Raw genomic sequence first — 19,711 nt, 5'->3', positions numbered from 1 at the left:
CTCAGGCCATCTCGGGCACCCGCAGGTGGGCCAGCGCCAGCTCGAACTCGACGACGTCGAGGATGTCGACCCCGGCTTCCTCGGCGCTCGCCGTGCGGAGCGTGTCCGCCTGGGTGCGGGCGCGTTCCATGGCCTCGGGGCTGTCGTAGGTGACTGAGGAGACCGCGATGCCGGACTCCCGGTCCATGAGGAGGCTGGCGCTGCAGAACCCGTCGAACTCCTCCATGGCGGGCAGGGCGGTCATCTTGTAGGTCTGGATGGCCCGGTCGGCCTGGTCGGCCTCGAACCGCATCCAGGTGGCGCGGACGCACGCGCCCGGCTGTGAGGTGTGGTCGCGGTGCAGGACGGCGATCTCCCACTCGTCGACCTGGGGGCGGGCACCGAGGACCTCGGCGGCCTGCTCACGCAGCTGGCGGAGCTTCGGCTCGCTGGAGCGCATCGCCTCCTCGGTCTCCCACGCCGTGGTCGCGATGCAGCGACCGGATTGTCGGTCGGCCAGCAGGGAGATGCCGACGAAGCCCTCCATGTCGCGCAGCGTGGGCATGACCTGGTCACGGATGTTGGCGATGCCGGCGTCGATGTTCTCCGGGTGGCCCTGGACTGTGGTGGATCGTGCGAACACGGTCGTTCCTTCCGGCCGGGGCAGCGCCCCGATGGCGCCACCGGTCGGCGTCCACTGTCGTCCGCCATCCCCGATCCGGCAATTCGAAGCCCGGTCAGCCCAGCGCCTTGAAGAGAAACGCGAACTCGTTTCGCCTCGCGGTGACGATTCTTGCTCCTTATCGCTATCAGCTATCGACTATCAAGATATCCGGTAGACCTGATGGGCACCGAGGCGCGCGGTTAGTCGGGATGGACCAAACGCCAGGACGGAGGAGGGGCGGGCTTAGGCGGGGTGACCAAGCGCCATGAAGGGGGGAGAGGGGCAGGTGACCAAAAGCGCCATGAAGGGAGAGAGCGGTGGGGTGCCGGTCAGAGGATCGTGAACGACTCCGGTGGGACGCGGAGGTGGGCGCCGGTCACCTCGGGGTCGCCGCTCGACAGCAGGACCGGGCCCGGTTGGCGGTCCAAGACGACTTCCGCCTCCGCTGTGCCCAGGTTGACCACCACCCGCCGGTCGCCGCGGTGCAGGGTCAGGCAGTCGCCGTGGGTGTCGACGCGGAAGCGGTCGAGTCGTGGGTCGGCGAGTTCCGGGTGGGCCCGGCGCAGCGCGATCAGGGCACGGTAGGTGTCATAGACCGACTTGTGGGCCGGGTCGTGCAGTTCGCCCCACGGCAGCGCGGAGCGGATCACCGTGGCCACGTCCATCGGGTCCGGGACGTCTTGTTCGCCCCAGCCGTGTTCGGCGAACTCCTTGCGGCGGCCGTCGCGGACGGCGGCGGACAGGTCCGGGTCTTCGAAGGAGGCGAAGAACTGCCACGGCGAGGTGGCGGCCCACTCCTCGCCCATGAAGATCATCGGGGTGTACGGCGAGCACAGCACGATGGCCGCGCCGCACAGCATGCGGTCGTGGGAGATGGTGGCGGTCATCCGGTCGCCCTGGGCGCGGTTGCCGATCTGGTCGTGGTTCTGCAGGTAACAGAGGAACCGGTGGCCGGACGTGCGCCGCGGGTCGATCGGCCTGCCGTGGGTTCGGCCGCGGAATGACGACCACGTGCCTGCGTGGAAGAACGCCTGCCGCAAAGTCGCCGCCAACGCACCTGGTGCGCCGAAGTCGGTGTAGTAGCCGTCGGTCTCGCCGGTCAGCGCGACGTGCAGGGCGTGGTGCAGGTCGTCGCACCACTGGGCTTCCAACCCGTAGCCGCCCGCGTCGCGGGAGGTGACGAGCTTCGCGTCGTTGAGGTCGGACTCCGCGATCAGGTGCAGTGGCCTGCGCAGCCCGGCGGCGAGCGCGTCGACCTCGCCGGCGAGTTCCTCCAGCAGGTGGGTGGCGCCCTTGTCGACCAGCGCGTGCACCGCGTCCAAGCGCAGCCCGTCGAGGTGGAAGTCGCGCAGCCAGCCCACGGCGTTATCCAGCACGTACCGGCGCACCTCGTCGGAGTCCGGGCCGTCCAGGTTCAGGGCGGGTCCCCAGATGGTGCGCCCGGCGAAGTACGGCCCGAACCGGTCGAGGTAGGCCCCCGAGGGGCCGAGGTGGTTGTAGACGACGTCGAGCAGCACGCCGAGCCCGCGCGCGTGGCAGGCGTCGACGAACCGCTTGAACGCCGTCGGCCCGCCGTAGTGCTGGTGGACCGCGCCCCACAGGACACCGTCGTAGCCCCAGCCCGCGGTGCCGTCGAACGCGTTGACCGGCAGCACCTCGACGAAGTCGATCCCGAGGTCGACCAGGTGGTCCAGGTGCTCCAGCGCCGCGTTGAAGGTGCCCTGCTCGGTGAAGGTGCCGATGTGCAACTCGTAGACGACCCCGCCCGCCAGCGGCCTGCCCGCCCACCGCTCATCGGTCCAGGTGAACGCCTCATGCGAGTACCGCCGGGACGGGCCGTGCACGCCCGCGGGCTGCCACAGCGACCGCGGATCCGGCAGCGGCGTGTCCTCGTCGTCGAGGAGGAAGGCGTAGTCGGTGCCGTCGCCGGTGCCGGGCACGTCGGCGTGCCACCAGCCGCGGTCGTCGCGGACCATCTCGTGGGTGTTGGGGCCGAGGGCGAGCCGGACCTGGTCACGGTGTGGCGCCCACACGGAGAAGTGTTCGTCGGAGCGGGTCACCGCACGTCCTCTCGGTGCAGTAGGGCAACCGGGTAGGTGGACAGGAGATCTTCCAGCGGCACAACGGAATCAGCGAGCTCGCGGCCGGTCAGCACGTCGGTCCACGGTCCGCGACCGGCCGGGAGGGCGAGCACGGTGTCGCGCCAGCCGCCGTCGCGGGCCAGGGTCACCGGCAGCCTGGTTGCCACCGCGACGAGGTCGGAGCGGCGGGTGAACGCCAGCGCGTGGGCGGCGGCCGGACCGTCGGCGTGGAGCGGCCGGTAACCGCTGAACAGCTCGGGCTTCGACCGCCGCAACCGCAGGACCGTGCGGACCACATGCAGCTTCGCCGCCCCCGTGTCGTCGACCGGAGGCAGCCAGCCGGACTCCAGCCGCTCCAGCAGCCGGGTGCGGGCGGCGAAGTCGACCGGCCGCCGGTTATCCGGGTCCACAAGGGACAGATCGAACAACTCGGTGCCCTGGTACACGTCCGGCACACCCGGTCCGGCGAGCTGGACCAGTTTCTGCCCAAGCGCGTTGGACCACCCCGGCAGCCGGATCCGCTCGACGAACTCGGCCACCTCGGGCCCCAGCTCGGCTTCCACGGTGGCGGGCCAGGCCCGTACCGCCGCCTCGAACTCGTCGTCGTGCTCCACCCACGACGTGCGGACCTTCGCCTCCTTCGCCGCCTTGTCCAGGTACGCCGACAGCCGCTCCGGCGCGATCGGCCACGCGCCCACCAGCGACTGCCACGCCACCAGTTCCAGGGTCGGCTCGGCCAGCCCGCACCGCGCGGACCACCGGTGCACCGCTTCGGCGAACTCGCCCGGGATCTCCGCCAGCACGGCGAGGCGGGCGCGCACGTCCTCCGAGCGCTTGGTGTCGTGGGTCGACAGGGTCGTCATCCCGGCAGGCCACCCGGCCTCGCGGGCCGCCGCGCCCGCGTGGAACTCGGCGGGGGAGACGCCGAAGCGGTCCGGCGTGCCGCCGACCTCGTTGAGCCCGGTGAGCCGCGGGTAGCGGTAGAACGCGGTGTCCTCGTCGCCTTTGGCCACGACCATGCCGGACGTCTGCTGAATCCTCGTCGCCAGTTCCCCGCCGGGATCGGCCCGCACGGTTCGGTCCAGGACGTCGATCGCCGACGCCAGGTCCGGCCGGGCCGCCCGCGCCCGCTCGACGGCCGCCGTCCAGTGCCCGGAGCCCTCCGGCAGGTACGAGCGGTACACCGGGAACGCCACCATCAGCTCCGCGACCGCGTCGGCGGGCACACCTGGGGCGAGCGCGGCGATGCGGCGCATCTCGGCCACCAGCGACCGGGACGTGATCAGCCTGCGGCAGCGCTCCTCCTCGGCGTGGAAGTCGATCCCGCCGAACTTCGCGGCGAGTTCGGTGAGTGGCTCCGCACCCGCGGCGTCGACGAACACCCCGCACACCTCGCGCAGGGTGTCGTAGCCGGTCGTGCCGTGGACCGGCCACGACGCGGGCAGCGACTCGCCCGCCGCGAGGATCTTCTCCACGACCAGCCAGCAGTCCGCGCGAGCCCGCAGCGTCCGCAGATAGCCGCCAGGATCGGCCAGGCCGTCGGGGTGGTCGATACGCAGTCCGTCGACCTCACCCGCGGCCACCCAGCGCAGCACTTCGGCGTGGGTCCCGTCGAACACCTCGGGCAGCTCGACCCGGACCGCGGCCAGCGAGGTCACGTCGAAGAACCGGCGGTAGGTCAGTTCCGCGTTGCCGCGCCGCCAGTCCACCAGCCGGTAGTGCTGCCGCTCGTGCACCTCGGCCGCGCTGCCTGCCGCCGTTCCGGGCGCGATCGGGAACTCGTGCTCGTGGTAGGTCAGCCGACCGTCCCGCAGTTCGAGGGCGGCGTCGTCACCGAGTACGGGCAGCATGATCGGGCCCGCGGCGAAATCGATGTCGAACCAGCTCGCGTACGGGGACTGAGGCCCGTGCTGGAGAACGTCCCACCACCAGGGGTTGGCCGCGGGCACCTCGACGGACATGTGGTTGGGCACCAGGTCCAGCACGATCCCCAGGCGGGCGGCGCGGGCGGCGGACACCAGCCGCAGGCGGGCGGGTTCCCCGCCCAGTTCGGGGTTGGCCATGGTCGGGTCGACCACGTCGTAGCCGTGGGTGGAGCCGGGCGCGGCGGCCAGCAGCGGCGACGTGTAGACGGCGCCGACGCCGAGGCGCTCCAGGTAGGGGACCAGCTCGGCGGTGGCGTCGAGGTCGAAACCGGGCCGCACCTGCACCCGGTAAGTGGACGTGGGGATCACGGCCCGACCTCCGTGCGCTGCAGCACGAGCAGCGACCGGGCTTTGACGTTGAGCCCCTCGCCCGCGCCGAACGTCCGAGCGATGGCGGGCCGGTCGCCCGCGATCACGCCGACGACGACCCCTTCGCCGGACTCCCTGAACACCTCGCCGCTCGCGGTGTCGAGCACGACGCTCCACTCGGTCCCGTAGCTCGCGTCGGGCACGGTCATCTCGATGTCGTCGTCGTGGGCGTTGAAGCACAGCAGGAACGAGTCGTCGTGGACCCGCTCGCCGCGACGGTCGAGGTCGCCGATGGCGTCGCCGTTGAGGAATGCCATGATCGAGCGGCCGAACCCGGATTCCCAGTCCTGCTCGGACATCTCGTCGGCCGACGGGGTGAACCACGCGATGTCGCGCAGCTCGTCGCCCTTGCGGATCGGCCTGCCCGCGAAGAACCGCCGCCGCCGGAACACGGGGTGGTGGCGCCGCAGCTCGATGACCGCCTTGGTGAAGTCGAGGAGGTCGGTGTTCTGGTCGAGCAGGGACCAGTCGACCCAGGACAGCTCGTTGTCCTGGCAGTAGCCGTTGTTGTTGCCCTGCTGGGTGCGGCCGAACTCGTCGCCGTGCAGCAGCATCGGCGTGCCCTGCGACAACAGCAGTGTGGCCAGCAGGTTGCGGCGCTGCCGGGCGCGCAGGTCGTTGACCTTCTCGTCCTCGGTCGGACCTTCGGCTCCGCAGTTCCAGGACCGGTTGTCGTCGGCGCCGTCGCGGTTGCCCTCGCCGTTGGCCGCGTTGTGCTTGTCGTTGTAGGACACCAGGTCGTTGAGGGTGAAGCCGTCGTGCGCGGTGACGAAATTGATCGACGCGTAGGGCCTGCGGCCGTCGTCCTGGTACAGGTCCGACGAGCCGGTGATGCGCGAGGCGAACTCGCCGAGCGTCGCGGGCTCGCCGCGCCAGAAGTCGCGCACGGTGTCGCGGTACATGCCGTTCCACTCGGTCCACAGTGGAGGGAAGTTGCCCACCTGGTAGCCACCGGGTCCGACATCCCACGGTTCGGCGATCAGCTTGACCTGGCTGATCACCGGGTCCTGCTGCACGAGGTCGAAGAACGTGGCCAGCCGGTCGACGTCGTAGAACTCGCGGGCCAGGGTGGCGGCGAGGTCGAAGCGGAACCCGTCGACCCGCATCTCGGTGACCCAGTAGCGCAGCGAGTCCATGATCAGCTGCAGGGTGTGTGACGGGCGCACGTTGAGCGAGTTGCCGGTGCCGGTGTAGTCCATGTAGTACCGGCGGTCGTCGTCGACGAGTCGGTAGTACGTCTCGTTGTCGATGCCGCGCAGCGACAGGGTGGGCCCGAGGTGGTTGCCCTCGGCGGTGTGGTTGTAGACCACGTCGAGGATCACTTCGATCCCGGCTTCGTGCAGCGCGCGGACCATCGCCTTGAACTCCTGGACCTGGTTGCCCGCCCGACCCATGGGTGAGGCGTATCCGTCGTGCGGGGCGAGGTAGGCGATCGTGTTGTAGCCCCAGTAGTTGCGCAGGCCCCGCTCGGTGAGCCCGTGGTCGTGCAGGAACTCGTGCACCGGCATCAGCTCGACCGCGGTGACGCCGAGGCCGGTCAGGTAGTCGATCATCACCGGGTGGCCCAGCGCCGAGTAGGTGCCGCGCATCTCCTCGGGGATCTCCGGGTGCAGCATGGTCAGCCCGCGCACGTGCGCCTCGTAGATGACCGACTCGTTGTACGGCGTGTTCGGCGCGCGGTCGTTGGCCCAGTCGAAGAACGGGTTGACCACGACACCGCGGAACGTGTGCGCCGCGGAGTCGGCGTCGTTGCGCGCGTCCGGGTCGCCGAAGGGGTAGCCGAACACCGACTGGTCCCAGTCGACGGCGCCCGCGACCGCCTTGGCGTAGGGATCGAGCAGCAGTTTGTTCGGGTTGCAGCGCAGCCCGTTGGGTGGGTCGTATGGGCCGTGCACCCGGAAGCCGTACTCCTGGCCTGGGCCGATGCCGGGCAGGTAGCCGTGCCAGACGAAGCCGTCGACCTCCGGCAGCGCGATCCTGGTCTCGGCTCCAGCGGCGTCGAACAAGCACAGCTCGACCCGGTCGGCCACCTCGGAGAACAGCGCGAAGTTGGTGCCCGCGCCGTCATAAGTGGCGCCGAGCGGGTAACGGGAACCTGGCCAGACCTGCACGCGCACTCCTTGGTGGTGACAGTCGCTTTTCGAGTCGTTCACGGGGTCGACAGTCGTCGACAGTCACAGTGCTACCGCCTATCGCGCGCCTCTGCAGGACGGGCTGCGCGAAGCGCGGACACCGCGCGCTGGAGCAGCGGGTGTTCGAGCAGCTCATCGACCGTGACCGGGAGCGGAATCCGCCAGTTGGGATATTCGTCGACGGTGCCGGGCAGGTTGGGCTGGCGCGGTTCGCCGATGGCGTCCTGCGGGGAGATGAGCAGCAGCCTGCTGGCCGCGGTCGCCAGCAGGGCGTGCAGGGCGGCGACCAGGTCTTCCTCACCGGGGTCGGTTGGGAGCAGGCCGTGTTCGGCGAGTTCGGCCAGCAGTTCGTCTCGGTCATCGGCGGCGCGACGGGCTTCGGCTTCCGGGTCGTCGAGATGGCCCAGTTCGGTCCGCACCCGCACGTTCTCGCCGCGCAGGAAGCCCGCCGCGGTCGGCAGGTCGTGGGTGGAGATGCTGGCCATCGCCTCGGTCGACCACCGGCTCGGCGCGAGCAGCGGCGTGCCGGGTGCGTCCTCGTCGCGCTGGAACCACAGCACCGCGGAACTCAGGACGCCCCGCTCGCGCAGCGTCTCGGTCACCTCGTCCGGCACGGTGCCGAGGTCTTCGCCGACCACGATGGCGCTCGCCCGGTGGGCTTCCAGGGCGAGCACGCCGAGCAGGGCGTCGGCGTCGTAGCGGACGTAGGTGCCCTCGCTCGCCGGGCGGCCCGGTGGGATCCACCACAGCCGCCACAGGCCTGCGACGTGGTCGACGCGGATCCCGTCGGCGTGGGCGAGGACGCTGCCGATGACGTCGCGGAACGGCTGGTACCCGGTGGCGGCCAGCCGGTCGGGGCGCCATGGGGGCAGGTTCCAGTCCTGGCCCTGCCTGCTGAACGCGTCCGGTGGGGCGCCGACGGTGACCTCGGAGGCCAGCACGTCCTGCAGTGCCCACGCGTCGGCGCCCGCCGGGTCGACGCCGACGGGCAGGTCGTGCACGATCCCGACGCCGAGACCGGCGGCACGGCCCGCCGCGCGGACGTCGGCGAGCTGGTGGCCGCACAGCCGCTGCACCCAGGCGTGGAAGCCGACCCGGTCGGTCAGGTCGCGCCGGGCGGCGGCTACGGCGGGGTTGTCCGGGTGGCGCAGGTCCGCGGGCCAGGTTCGCCAGTCCGCGCCATGCCGTTCGGTCAGGGCGCAGAACGTGGCGAAGTCGTCGAGCGCGGGGTCGGCAGGCTGGGCCCGCTGGTCGGGCGCGTGCCGCCACAGCAGTTCCAGCGCCGCGAGCTTCGCCTTCCAGACCGCGTCGTAGTCGATCAGCTCGGCGTCCGCGGGTGGGGCGAGCGCGCCCACCTCGGTGCGCACGTCGGATGGGGCTTGGCGGAACGCGTCGAGGTCGGTGATCGGCAGGTACAGGGGATTGGCGAACCGGCGGCTCGACGGCGAGTACGGCGAGCGCTGCAGCGGCGTGACCGGGGTGATCGCCTGCACCGGGTTGACCAGGACCACCCCGGCGCCCAGCCGGGCCGACCCGGTGACCAGCGCGCGCAGGTCGGCGAGGTCGCCGATGCCCCACGAGCCCGCCGAGCGCAGCGCGTAGAGCTGCACCATCCAGCCCCACGCGGGTGGGACGGGCGGCAGCTTGGCGGGGGCGACGATCACGGTGACCTGGCGGTCGCCGATGGCCAGGGTGTGGAAGCCGAGTGGCAGGTCGGGCGGGAGCCGGTCGCGGACCGCCCGGGTGTCGCCGTCTTCGGTGGTGAGGACACCCGCGGCGCCGATGGCGGGGGAGTCCCCGGCGCGGAGCACGAGCGGGTCCGGCACCGTCGCCCGGTCGCGCCGGAACCGGGCGTCGGCCAGCTCGGCCCGGACCGAGGCGGGGGTGCCCGCGTCGACGCCGAGCTGGGCGAGCACCGCCACCACGACGTCGTCGGCGATGTCGATCCGGCGCCGTTCGGTGTCGGAGTACCAGGTGGCGACGCCGTGGGCGTCGGCCAGGTCGCACAGGTCGGCGTCGGCCAAGACGGCCCTCCTCGTCGCGGTGGGTGCGGGTATATCTCACCGTAAACCGCGGCGTGCCTCCGCGCCCGGGACCACACCGGTGCGTGGCTATGTCCACAAAGGACCAGTCGGCTGAACGGCGGGCGGGGCCGTCCGCGCACTGTGTGCCGGACGGCCCCGCACCGCGGTGCGCCTCGGTCAGCTCTGGAAGCAGGGCTTGTCGAACTTGTAGTCCTTCGCGGTCGGTCCGACGAAGAACGGCTTCACGGTGCTGACACCGGTCGGTGAGGCATCGTCCGGCTTGGCGATCATCGTCTCCCGGACCACACCCGCGTTGGCGTCGCCGGTGAAGTTGCCCGCCGATGCGGGCAGCATGCCCTCATAGTCGACCTTGTCCAGCTGCTTGACGGCCTTGAGCAGGCCTTCCCTGGACAGGTCCTTGTTCGCGACGGCCTTCTTCAGTGCCGCCTGCAGCGGGTAGGACCAGACCCAGCCCGCGGTGTAGCCGTCGTTGCCGGTGACCCCGGTGCCGAGCGTGTCCCGCATGTTCTTGTGCCCCGGTGTTTCGGCTGTGAACGTCTCCCACGGTCCGGACTGCAGGTACAGCGCCTTGAACGCGGGCCCCGCCGGGCTCTTGAGCAGGCCTGGGTTCCACGTCGGGCTGGTGCCGATGTACTTGCCGGTGTAGCCGCGGGCGGCGGTCTGGCCGACGATCACCGCCGCGTCGGTGGGGCCGGTGGTCAGGATGACCAGGTCGGGCTTCTTGGAGGTGACGGCGTTGATCGCGCCCGCCTGGTTGTCCTGCCCGGAGGCCGTCTCGACCGCTTCGAACGTCAGGCCGTTCTTCTCCGCGGCCACCTTGGCGCCCGCCGCCGCGTCCTCGCCGTAGTCGCCGGGGTAGTGCACGGCCATGACGGACTTGGGCTTGAACTCCTCGACCGCGTAGTCGATCGCGTTCATCGACTCCAGGCAGTAGTTGGTGCCCGATTCCAGGATCACGTCCTCGAACGCCCACGCCGAGGTCCACGATGCGGGCACGGACACGATGTTGTTGTCACTCAGGTCGCCGATGATCGCCGCGGTCGTCGGCGAGCCGAGGGTCTGCGCCAGGCCGAGCACCTTGCTCTTGATCTCCTGGTAGACCTGGTTGTGGGTCTCGGGGTTGTACTTGTTGTCGCGGACGTAAGTGGTGACGTCGACGCCGTAGCCGTCGATGCCGCCTGACTTGTTCACCCGCTCCCAGAACTTCTTCTGCGCCTCGGTGATCGGCACGGCCAGCGCCTTGAACGGGCCGGAGGTCAGGTCGGAGATCGTGCCCAGGAAGATGCAGCCCTTCTTGAGGTCGGGCGTGTCCTTGCACGGCTCGGCGGTGACGCCCACGTCGGTCTTGACGGCACCTTCGCCGCCGCCACCGCCGCCACCGGAGTCACCTCGGCCGCAGCCGGTCGCGATCAGCGCCAGGGCGGACAGGCCCGCCAGCAGCTGAGTTGTTCGACTGGTCATCGGTATTCCTTTCGTGGCAGGCGAATCGACTGGCTAGTAGGAGAAGGGCTAGTAGGAGAAGGGCCATGCCTTGAAGTAGTTGCGGATCCGGATCCAGATCCCGAACAGCCCACGCGGCTCGAAGATCAGGAAGAGGATGATCATCAGCCCATAGAAGATGATCGCCAGGTTGGCCGCGCCGAGCGGTGCGGTCACGTCCGAGCTGATGAACGGCAGGACTGTCGGCAGCTCCTGGGTGAGCCGCGGCAGCATCGTGATGAACAGCGCGCCCATGATCGAGCCGGAGATCGTTCCGGCCCCACCGATCAGCACCATCGCGACGAATTGGATGGACAGCAGCAGGTTGAACGAGTCGGGTTCGACCCGCCCGAGAACCGCGTAGAGCAGCGCGCCCGCGCAGCCGGCGTAGAACGACGAGATGCCGAACGCGAGCACCTTGTAGCGGGTGACGCTGACCCCGATCACGTCGGCCGCGATATCGCGGTCGCGTACCGCGGCGAACGCCCGGCCCACCTTCGACCGCACCAGGTTGCGGGCGAACACGGCGAAGATGATGAGCAGCACGAGCGTCAGCAGGTACATCTTCTGGTCACCCGTGAGAAAGTCGCCGCTGCGGTCGAGGCGTTGCCCGAACATCTCCGGTACCGGGCCCTGCCTGCCGACGCCCGGCCCGCCGGTGAGCGACCGCCACTCCTTGAAGATGTGCAGGCCAAGGAACACCAGCCCGAGGGTGACGATGGCCAGGTAGAGCCCGCGCAACCGGGTCGCGAGCGGTGCGACGATCACGCCCGCGAGTCCGGCGACCAGCCCGGCGGCGAGCAGCCACACGGGCAGGAACGTGATGCCGAAGCCGATCGTGCGCCTGCCCGGCTCGCCGCTGAGCGCCGACGCGGTGTACGCGCCGATGGCGAGGAAGAAGGCGTGCCCGAGGCTGACCTGACCCGCGTACCCGGTGACGATGTTCAGCCCGATCGCGCCGATCGCCGCGGCCAGCCCGGTGGCGAACAGGTGCAGCCACTCGTCGGGCAGCCCGAACGGCAGGTAGGTGGCCGCGAGCAGCACCATCGCGACGACGGCGAGCTGCTTGGGCCGGGTGTTGAGCATCCGGAGGTTCTGCCCGTACGAGGTGTACAGCTCGGGCCTGCCCCAGAGCTGACGCGAGGCCTTCGGGGACCGTTGGTCGGTCATACCCGTTCCACCTCCTTCGTGCCGAACAGCCCGTACGGTCGGACGAGCAGCACCAGCAGCATCACCACGTAGGCCGAGACCACGGAGAAGTTCTGGCCCAGCCACGGCGCGAAGTCGCTCTGGTAGGTGGCGACCAGCGACTCGACCAGCCCGACGGTGAACCCGCCGATCACCGCCCCGCCCAGGGAGTCCAGCCCGCCCAGGATGATCGCGGGCAGCGCCTTGAGCGCGATGATCCACAAGTTCTGGTCGATGCCCGCGCCGGTGGCCTGGAACGTCCCCGCGACCGCGGCCAGCGCGCCCGCCATCGCCCAGGAGGTGGCGAACACCGTGCCGACCGAGATGCCTTGCGCCAGCGCGGTTTCCTGGTTGAACGAGGCCGCCCGCATGGCGAGGCCGAGCCTGGAGAACTTGAAGAAGGAGAACAGCACGACCACGAGGAGGGCCGTGGTGACCAGCATCACGATGTGCCGCTCCTGCACCTGCACGCCGCCGAGAGTGATCGAGCTCAGCCCCCACGGGTCGCCCACGGGGCGGACGTCGAGGCCGATGAAGATGTTGGCCACCAACCGGACCACGATGTCGATGCCGAGGGTGATGATCGCGATCACGAACACCGGCTTGCCGACCATCGGCCGGATCACCGTCCGCTCGATGCCGAGCCCGAGCAGGGCGACACCGATCGCGCCGAGCACCAGGGCCAGGAAGAAGCCCCACGGGCTCGGTATCCCGAGCAGCGGTTCGGCGAGGAAGCTGACCGCGAGGGCGCCCGCGAGCATGAACGCGGGCTGGGCGAAGCTGACCACCCGCATCGACTTGTAGATGATCACGAAGCCGAGCGCGAGCAGCGCGTAGACCGACCCCTGGCCGAGTCCGCCCGCCACCGCCTGCAGGAAGGTGGTCATGCGCCGCCTCCCTTGGGGTACATGGATTCGACCAGGCCGTCGAACAGCTTGCCCAGCGCCGACCGCTTGACCTTCTGCGTGGCGGTCAGTTCGCCGTCCTCGTGGTCGAGTTCCTTCGGCAGCATGCGGAACTTCTTGATCTGCTCGACGGAGGCGAACTTCTTGTTGACCTCGTCGACGATGCCCTGCACCAGCTTGATGACCTCCGGGCGTTCGGACAGGTCCCGGTAGGTGGTGTACGGGATGCGCTTGCGCTGCGCCCATTCCCCGACGGTCTCCAGTTCCACGCCGATCAGCGCGCTCAGGTACGGGCGCTTGTCGCCGATCACCACGGCTTCCTTGATGTACGGCGAGACTTTGAGCGCGTTCTCGATCTCCGAGGGCGCGACGTTCTTGCCGCCCGCGGTGATGATGATGTCCTTCATCCGGTCGGTGATCTTGACGTGCGTGCCGTCGACCCACACACCCACATCGCCGGTGTGCAGCCACCCCTGCTCGTCGACCGCCTTCGCGGTGGCCTCCTCGTCGCGCCAGTAGCCGGCGAACACGCCCGCGTGCCTGGTCAGGATCTCGCCGGTCTCCTCGTCGACGCGCAGGTCGACACCCGGGTGCGGCTCGCCGACCGTGCCGAGCTTGACCCGGCCGGGCCGGTTGGCGGTGGCGATCGCGCTGTTCTCGGTCATGCCGTACACCTCGTGCATCGGCACCCCGATGCCCATGAAGAACTTCAGCACGTCCGGCGCGATCGGCGCGGCGCCCGAGGCGGCGTAGCGGACCTTGCGCATGCCGATGCGGTCGCGCAGCGCGCGGTAGAGGAACAGGTAGCCCAGCGCGTAGCGCAGCCGGGTGCCCGGTGTGTGTTTGCCGCCGGTGCGCACCAGGGTGTCGCCGATGCCGTCGGCCACCTTGAGCCAGAACCGTGCGAGCGCGCGCTTGGCCGGGGACGCCGAGGCGATCTTGATGTTGACCCCGGCGAGCACTTTCTCCCAGATGCGCGGCACCCCGAACAGGATCGTCGGCTGGATCTCCCGGAGGTTGGGCTGCACGGTCGCGATGGACTCGGCGAAGTTGACCTGCACCCCCGCCGACGAGTTGAACCAGGTGGTGAAGATCCGCTCGGCCACGTGGCACAGCGGCAGGTAGGACAGCATGATGTCGTCGGTGCTCGGCGGGGGAGAGGTGAACCCGCCGCCCTCGATCAGGGTGTGGATGCTGAACTCGACGTTCGCCACGGTCAGCATCGCGCCCTTGGGCGGACCGGTCGTGCCCGAGGTGTAGACCAACGTCATGATGTCGTCGGACTGGGCCTGGCTCATGGTCTCTTCGACCGCGCCCGGGTGCGCCGCCCGGTGTTCGGCGCCCATGGCCAGGAGGTCTTCCCAGAACAGCAGTTTCGGGTTGTCGTAGCGGCGCCGGATGCCCCGGGGTTCCAGGTAGACGATCCGCTCGAGTTCGGGCAGCTCGTCCAGCACGGACAGCACCTTGTCCGCCTGCTCCTGGTCCTCGGCGAGCAGGACCTTGCTGCCCGAGTGGGCGAGCAGGTAGGCGACCTCGGAGGCCGGGTTGGTCGGGTAGAGGCCCACCGTCATCGCCCGCACCGCCACCGCGGCGAGATCGGTGTAGAGCCACTCCCGGCGGTTCTCCGACTGGATCGCCACCCGGTCGCCGGGCCGCACGCCGAGCGCGAGGAGCGCGTGGCCGACCAGCTCGACTTTGTCCCAGTAGTCCGACCAGGACACTTCCTGCCAGATGCCGAAGTCCTTCTCCCGCATGGCGACCGCGTCAGGCATGGCGCGCGCGCGATCTCGCACCCTGGTCACGATGGTGGTCGTGGTCTTCGTGCTCGGTTCGACGACCTGGGTCATGACGTCACCTCCGTCGCGTGTTCCTGCCCCAGGTAGGCCCGGATGACCCCTTCGTCGGCCTGGACCCGGCCGGGCGTGCCGGTGACGATGGGCGTGCCGAAGTCCATCGCCATCACCCGGTCCGCCAAGTCCATGACCAGGCCCATGTCGTGCTCGACCAGGATCATCGGGATGTCGAGCTCGTCGCGGATGTCGAGGACGAAGCGCGCCATGTCCTCGGTCTCCTCCAGGTTCATGCCCGCGACCGGCTCGTCGAGCAGCAGCAGCTTGGGCTCCATGGCCAGTGCCCGGCCCAGCTCCACGCGCTTCTGCACCCCGTAGGGCAGCAGACCCACCGGAAACGCGCGCCACTGCTCCAACTCGAGGAAATCGACGATGTTCTCCACCACGGCGCGGTTCGCGATCTCCTCGCGACGCGCGCGGCCGAACCAGGCGAACGCGGACAGCGCGCCGTAGCGGATGTGGTGGTGCCTGCCGAGCATCAGGTTGTCCAGCACGGTCAGGTTCGAGAACAGCTCGATGTTCTGGAACGTCCGGGCCATCCCGAGCGCGGCGATCCGGTGCGGCGGCTTGCCCACCAGGTCGACGCCGTCGAACACCACCCGGCCCCGCTGCGGCCGGTACACCCCGGAGAGCACGTTGAAGATCGACGTCTTGCCCGCCCCGTTCGGGCCGATGATGGCGAACAGCTCGCGCTCGCCGACCTCGAAGGAGACGCCGTTGACGGCCTTGACGCCGGCGAAGGACAGGTGGACGTCGTCGAAAATGAGGATGGGCCCGCGCTGGGACGTCGATGCGCTTACCGGGATCGGCTCGCGCTGTGGCGTCGATTCGCTTGCCAGGACGGGCTCGCGCTGGGACGTTGATTCGCTTGCCAGGACGGGCTCGCGCTGGGACGTTGATTCGCTTGCCAGGACGGGCTCGCGCTGGGACGTTGATTCGCTTGCCAGGACGGGCTCGCGCTGGGACGTTGATTCGCTTGCCAGGACGGGCTCGCGCTGGGACGTTGATTCGCTCGCAGGCTCGCTCATGAGAGCCACCGCTTCCGCCGCTTGTAGTGCTTGACGTCGCGGAAGGACTTGACCGCGCCCTCCGCGCCGAGTCCCAGGTAGAACTCGCGGATGTCCTCGTCGGCGAGGAGTTCCTTGGCGGGTTTGTCCATCACGATCTTGCCGTTCTCCATCACGTACCCGTGCTCGGCGATGGACAGGGCCATGGTGGCGTTCTGCTCGACCAGCAGGACCGTGGTGCCCTGGGCGTTGATCTGCACGATCAGGTCGCGGATCTGCTGGACCAGCAGGGGAGCCAGGCCCAGGCTGGGCTCGTCGAGCAGCAGGTGGCTGGGGTCCGACATCAGCGCCCGGCCCATCGCGAGCATCTGCTGCTCGCCGCCGGAGAGGTAGCCCGCGGTCCGTTTGCGACGGTCGCGCAGCACCGGGAACAGCCCGTAGACCCGGGTGAGGTTCTCCTTGAGGTGCTTGATGTTGGTGTGGGCGCCGACCCGCAGGTTCTCCTCGACGGTGAGCTCGGCGAAGATCTGCCTGCCCTCCTGGACCTGCTTGATTCCCCTCGCCACGATCCGCGCCGCGTTGCTGCGGTGGATGGGCTCGTCGTCGAGGGTGATCGACCCCTTGGTCACCTCGCCCTCATGCACCCCGAGCAGGCCGGAGATGGCCCGGAGCAGCGTCGTCTTGCCCGCCCCGTTCGCCCCGAGCAGGGCGACGATCTTGCCGTCCGGCACCTCGAGGCTGACACCGCGCAGCACCAGGATCACGTCGTCGTAGACGACCTCGAGGTTGCGGACCGCAAGCATCAAACCTCCCACCGGTGACCCGCGTCACACTCTGTCAGCAGAGCATTGATCACGCGACCGCTGAGACCAAGCGATGAGGCTTGATTCGTTATACGTTCCTCGCGCTCCGGCACCCCTAGTCGCAGAGTGCAGCCGTTCAGGTGACCGATCGCTACACTCTGTAGTCAGTCGAGCAGTTTGGTCCCGTTGAACACGCCCAGCCGCTCCTGGTAGAGCTCAAGCCCGACCCCGTTCGGGTCCCGGAAGTAGACGCTGTCCTCGACACCACGATCGGGCCCGAGGTACTCGATACCCGCGTCGACGAGCTTCCTCTTGGCCGCGTCCAACATCTCGGCCGACACCGAGATCGCCAAGTGCTGCACCCCGCCGATGGTCTCGGTGAACGGCGGGTGGTCATGGCCGGGGAAGTCGAAGAAGCCGAGCAAGTTGTGGTTGCCGATGTCGAAGAAGAAGTGGCTGGACCCGGCGTAGTCACGGTTCTCCACCAACTCGACCAACGGAAACCCGAGCAGCTCCTGGTAGAACGCGATCGTCTCCTCGACATCGCGGCAGATCAGCGCCAGGTGGTGGATGCCGCGGACCGTTGTCGCCTGCCCAGGCCGCAAGTACCGCTCCCGCAACGACTCCCGACGCGCGCGGATCTCCTGGAGTTCCTGACCTTCGGGCTGCGGCATCTCGCTCCCTTCGCCTGAGTGGTTCGCGACCGACCACTCTATTCCGATCGCGGCCACGACTCACGTTGTGACGGTTGATCGTCTTCGGGCGGGGGTACCTTCCTGCCAGTCGTCCCGAGGAGCGCCGATGAAGCTCTACGCCGACCAGCCCGTCCGCCGCGCGCGCCAGGCCACCGCCGACCTGGTCGCCCTGCTGATCGTGTTCGCCACCGTGTGGCTCGCCACCGAGGTCCGGGAGCGGGTGCTGCGGCTGCGGGCGCCCGGCCAGGGCCTGGTCGACGCGGGCACCGGGTTGAGCGGCACGTTCGACGCCGCCGCCGACAACGCCGACGACGTGCCCCTGGTCGGGCGCCCGCTCGCGGACGCCCTGCACACCGGGTCGGCGGGTGGCGCGCGGCTCAGCGAGGCGGGCCGGTGGCAGATCGAAGCCGTCGAAAGCCTGGCGCTGTGGCTGACCGTGGCGTTGATCGCCGTCCCCGTCACGCTGCTGCTGATCGTGTGGCTGCCCCGCCGGGTGCGGTACGCGCGAGAGGCCAACGCCGCGGTGCGGCTGCGCGATCAGGGCCCGGACGGACTGGACCTGCTCGCGCTGCGGGCCCTGGTGACCCAACCCCTGTCGCGGCTGGCGTCGGCGGGCCCGGTCGGGGCGGGCTGGCGCACCGGCGACCCGGAGACGGTGGCCGATCTGGCAGGCCGGGAGCTGCGCAGACTGGGCCTGCGCCCGCCCGCGACCTGACCCGCGGCACGACGGGTTCGGGACGGGTTCGGTTCCGTACCACCCGCACGGTCGACCGCGTAATGGCGGGGTAGCGCAGGCGCCGAAAGGACTACCCGTGTAGCGTCAGGACAGCTGTCATGGTTCCGAAGTGCAGGTTGCCCGTGAGCGCGAGCCACGGGCGTTTTGTTTTTCCCAGTCACTGAGGACCACGGCGATCACCTGCGGTCCCGCATCGTGCGGGCGCCGACTTACTACGTTCTTTTGGAGGACACATGGCCACCGGAACCGTCAAATGGTTCAACGCGGAAAAGGGCTTCGGCTTCATCGAGCAGGACGGTGGAGGACCCGACGTCTTCGCCCACTACTCGAACATCGCTGCCCAGGGCTTCCGCGAGCTGCAGGAAGGCCAGAAGGTCACCTTCGACATCACGCAGGGCCAGAAGGGCCCGCAGGCGGAGAACATCGTTCCCTCCTAGCACCTCGCGACGGCCGCCGATCCATCGGCGTGCCGTAGGCGCAGGTGAGAGCCCAGTCGGGCTCTCACCTGCGCTGAGCTGTTCCCGCCACCACGGACTCCAGGGCACGCAGATATCCGAGCTGCCGGTCGCGGTTCGGGTGGTAGGAGTTGGTCAGCGGCGTGGTGACCGGATGCACCCAGGGGTCGTCCCCACAGATCCCGTGCCCGGCGAACACCTCCCGAACATCCACGAACGTCACCGCACTCCCGGCCGCGGCGACGGCCGCCGCGGTCACCTCGGCGAGTGAATCGGCCCCGTTGTTCACCGCGGCCCGCTTGGCCGGTGACAACCCGCCCGAACAGCCGTGGGACTCGAACAGCCGCGGAAACCCCAAAACGACAACCCTCGCCTTCGGCGCGGCGGCCGCGATCCCCTCGAACAACCGCCGGAAGCGACCCGGCAACTCGGACCGGATCATCTCCCGCGCCCGCGCCGCTGACTTCTCGCAGGCGTGGTCCGAACCCAGCGTGCACGTCGTCATCACCTTGGTGAAGTCGGCGTCCACCCCGCCGACGGTGAGCGTCACCAACTCGGTCTCACCCGACAGCGACCCCAACTGCCGGTCCAGGACGTGCTGCGTGGTCGCCCCGGAGCACGCGGGGAACGCGAACGCCCCAGGTGAATGCGCGGCCTTCCAGAGGTTCGGGTGCGCGAATTCGCTGCGCCCACATCCCGTCCGGGAGCTCCCTCCGCTGCCCACACCAGCGGCATACGAGTCCCCGAGAGCGACGTACTCCGACACCACCGGTGCGGGGACCACAGCCAGACTCAACACCAACGCGGCAACGATGCTCATGCCCGCTGTCGTAGCACTGTGGCCGACCCCGCTGGGATTGGCTAACCAGTTTGTGGAGCGCACTCATCGAATTGAGGCACGCAGCGAGACGCTCAGCCGGAGCAGCGCCCGCCCCTCGCGCGCCGCGAAGGTGTCTCCCCACGTGATGCCCCGGCCGTAGGAGTGCACCGGCACCTCGGCATGACGGGCGATGCCGATCGTCAGTCTCCGGGCACCGCGAGTCAGGACGTGACACGTCCAGGCGGGGTCGGAGTTCGTGATCGACGTGCGCGGGTCCGGGTCGCTTCGGTAGCCGGCCCGCGCGGCCGCGGCGAGGACCACCGCACCGAGGTCCGGTGCGTCGGCGACCACCAGGTACCGGGTGAACCATGGGGTCCGGTTGTCGAAGCCGATTCCCGAGTCGCCGTGCCGGGCGAGGAACCGGGGCCGCAGCGCGCGCATCTCCGTGACGACGGGCCGCATCGCGTGCCGTGCCGGGTTGCCGGGGATCGCCCGCAGCAGGCTCAGCGCGATCCAGAACAGGACCAGCACCGGTAGGAGCGCCTGCCTGATCCCCTTCTTCACCGCATCGCGCACGG

Annotated in this window: 16 protein-coding genes; 2 read left to right on the top strand and 14 right to left on the bottom strand. The window is 69.6% G+C overall.

Annotation, left to right across the window (positions count from 1 at the left end):
- Position 1: 1 nt before the first annotated feature.
- The 12 genes from ACUZ2Y_RS05835 to ACUZ2Y_RS05780 all read right to left on the bottom strand — a co-directional run bounded on the left by ACUZ2Y_RS05835 (position 2) and on the right by ACUZ2Y_RS05780 (position 17,101).
- Positions 2 to 622 (bottom strand): antibiotic biosynthesis monooxygenase, encoded by a 621-nt coding sequence (locus ACUZ2Y_RS05835; RefSeq protein WP_476327652.1) that lies wholly within the window; start codon positions 620 to 622, stop codon positions 2 to 4.
- Between the two features lie 350 nt (positions 623 to 972).
- Positions 973 to 2,703, bottom strand: coding sequence for a malto-oligosyltrehalose trehalohydrolase (gene treZ / locus ACUZ2Y_RS05830; protein ID WP_476327650.1), 1,731 nt, complete (start codon positions 2,701 to 2,703; stop codon positions 973 to 975).
- Entirely contained in the window at positions 2,700 to 4,958 is a 2,259-nt protein-coding gene (gene treY, locus ACUZ2Y_RS05825) for a malto-oligosyltrehalose synthase (RefSeq protein WP_476327648.1), read from the bottom strand. Before treY ends, treZ begins: the two co-directional genes overlap by 4 nt.
- Positions 4,955 to 7,129, bottom strand: a complete 2,175-nt coding sequence (gene glgX, locus ACUZ2Y_RS05820) for a glycogen debranching protein GlgX (protein ID WP_476327646.1) — start codon at positions 7,127 to 7,129, stop codon at positions 4,955 to 4,957. Before glgX ends, treY begins: the two co-directional genes overlap by 4 nt.
- Positions 7,130 to 7,200: 71 nt before the next feature.
- Positions 7,201 to 9,174: a 4-alpha-glucanotransferase gene (gene malQ / locus ACUZ2Y_RS05815; RefSeq protein ID WP_476327644.1), complete on the bottom strand. Its 1,974-nt coding sequence runs from the start codon at positions 9,172 to 9,174 to the stop codon at positions 7,201 to 7,203.
- Positions 9,175 to 9,351: 177 nt separating this feature from the next.
- Entirely contained in the window at positions 9,352 to 10,656 is a 1,305-nt protein-coding gene (locus ACUZ2Y_RS05810; RefSeq protein ID WP_476327642.1) for an ABC transporter substrate-binding protein, read from the bottom strand.
- Between the two features lie 48 nt (positions 10,657 to 10,704).
- Positions 10,705 to 11,844: a branched-chain amino acid ABC transporter permease gene (locus ACUZ2Y_RS05805; RefSeq protein ID WP_476327640.1), complete on the bottom strand. Its 1,140-nt coding sequence runs from the start codon at positions 11,842 to 11,844 to the stop codon at positions 10,705 to 10,707.
- Positions 11,841 to 12,749, bottom strand: a complete 909-nt coding sequence (locus ACUZ2Y_RS05800; RefSeq protein ID WP_476327638.1) for a branched-chain amino acid ABC transporter permease — start codon at positions 12,747 to 12,749, stop codon at positions 11,841 to 11,843. Before ACUZ2Y_RS05800 ends, ACUZ2Y_RS05805 begins: the two co-directional genes overlap by 4 nt.
- Positions 12,746 to 14,614 (bottom strand): AMP-dependent synthetase/ligase, encoded by a 1,869-nt coding sequence (locus ACUZ2Y_RS05795; protein ID WP_476327636.1) that lies wholly within the window; start codon positions 14,612 to 14,614, stop codon positions 12,746 to 12,748. Before ACUZ2Y_RS05795 ends, ACUZ2Y_RS05800 begins: the two co-directional genes overlap by 4 nt.
- Positions 14,611 to 15,645: an ABC transporter ATP-binding protein gene (locus tag ACUZ2Y_RS05790; protein ID WP_476327634.1), complete on the bottom strand. Its 1,035-nt coding sequence runs from the start codon at positions 15,643 to 15,645 to the stop codon at positions 14,611 to 14,613. Before ACUZ2Y_RS05790 ends, ACUZ2Y_RS05795 begins: the two co-directional genes overlap by 4 nt.
- Positions 15,642 to 16,427, bottom strand: coding sequence for an ABC transporter ATP-binding protein (locus ACUZ2Y_RS05785; protein ID WP_476327632.1), 786 nt, complete (start codon positions 16,425 to 16,427; stop codon positions 15,642 to 15,644). Before ACUZ2Y_RS05785 ends, ACUZ2Y_RS05790 begins: the two co-directional genes overlap by 4 nt.
- 164 nt (positions 16,428 to 16,591) lie before the next feature.
- Entirely contained in the window at positions 16,592 to 17,101 is a 510-nt protein-coding gene (locus ACUZ2Y_RS05780) for a VOC family protein (protein WP_476327630.1), read from the bottom strand.
- Between the two features lie 127 nt (positions 17,102 to 17,228).
- Between ACUZ2Y_RS05780 and ACUZ2Y_RS05775 the strand changes: the two genes are divergently transcribed.
- Positions 17,229 to 17,837, top strand: a complete 609-nt coding sequence (locus tag ACUZ2Y_RS05775; protein ID WP_476327628.1) for a hypothetical protein — start codon at positions 17,229 to 17,231, stop codon at positions 17,835 to 17,837.
- A 254-nt stretch (positions 17,838 to 18,091) separates the two neighbouring features.
- Positions 18,092 to 18,295 carry a cold-shock protein gene (locus tag ACUZ2Y_RS05770; RefSeq protein WP_187217814.1) on the top strand — a complete coding sequence of 68 codons (204 nt, stop codon included), beginning with the start codon at positions 18,092 to 18,094 and terminating at the stop codon, positions 18,293 to 18,295.
- A 64-nt stretch (positions 18,296 to 18,359) separates the two neighbouring features.
- Here the strand turns inward: ACUZ2Y_RS05770 and ACUZ2Y_RS05765 are convergent, their stop codons facing one another.
- Both ACUZ2Y_RS05765 and ACUZ2Y_RS05760 read right to left on the bottom strand, forming a co-directional pair.
- Positions 18,360 to 19,133 carry an SGNH/GDSL hydrolase family protein gene (locus ACUZ2Y_RS05765; protein ID WP_476327625.1) on the bottom strand — a complete coding sequence of 258 codons (774 nt, stop codon included), beginning with the start codon at positions 19,131 to 19,133 and terminating at the stop codon, positions 18,360 to 18,362.
- Between the two features lie 63 nt (positions 19,134 to 19,196).
- Positions 19,197 to 19,709 (bottom strand): hypothetical protein, encoded by a 513-nt coding sequence (locus tag ACUZ2Y_RS05760; protein ID WP_476327623.1) that lies wholly within the window; start codon positions 19,707 to 19,709, stop codon positions 19,197 to 19,199.
- Positions 19,710 to 19,711 lie beyond the last annotated feature (2 nt).

This window comes from Actinokineospora sp. UV203, assembly GCF_056323665.1.
Note: the sequence above shows the minus strand (reverse complement) of the source record. Positions and strands in the feature narration are given on the sequence as shown.

Excerpts from the sequence above, each read along its gene's own strand:
- ACUZ2Y_RS05780 (WP_476327630.1), bottom strand. The coding sequence starts at position 17,101 with ATGCCGCAGCCCGAAGGTCAGGAACTCCAGGAGATCCGCGCGCGTCGG.
- ACUZ2Y_RS05810 (WP_476327642.1), bottom strand. The coding sequence starts at position 10,656 with ATGACCAGTCGAACAACTCAGCTGCTGGCGGGCCTGTCCGCCCTGGCG.
- ACUZ2Y_RS05805 (WP_476327640.1), bottom strand. The coding sequence starts at position 11,844 with ATGACCGACCAACGGTCCCCGAAGGCCTCGCGTCAGCTCTGGGGCAGG.
- ACUZ2Y_RS05795 (WP_476327636.1), bottom strand. The coding sequence starts at position 14,614 with ATGACCCAGGTCGTCGAACCGAGCACGAAGACCACGACCACCATCGTG.
- ACUZ2Y_RS05800 (WP_476327638.1), bottom strand. The coding sequence starts at position 12,749 with ATGACCACCTTCCTGCAGGCGGTGGCGGGCGGACTCGGCCAGGGGTCG.
- ACUZ2Y_RS05775 (WP_476327628.1), top strand. The coding sequence starts at position 17,229 with ATGAAGCTCTACGCCGACCAGCCCGTCCGCCGCGCGCGCCAGGCCACC.
- ACUZ2Y_RS05790 (WP_476327634.1), bottom strand. The coding sequence starts at position 15,645 with ATGAGCGAGCCTGCGAGCGAATCAACGTCCCAGCGCGAGCCCGTCCTG.
- ACUZ2Y_RS05770 (WP_187217814.1), top strand. The coding sequence starts at position 18,092 with ATGGCCACCGGAACCGTCAAATGGTTCAACGCGGAAAAGGGCTTCGGC.
- ACUZ2Y_RS05785 (WP_476327632.1), bottom strand. The coding sequence starts at position 16,427 with ATGCTTGCGGTCCGCAACCTCGAGGTCGTCTACGACGACGTGATCCTG.
- ACUZ2Y_RS05765 (WP_476327625.1), bottom strand. The coding sequence starts at position 19,133 with ATGAGCATCGTTGCCGCGTTGGTGTTGAGTCTGGCTGTGGTCCCCGCA.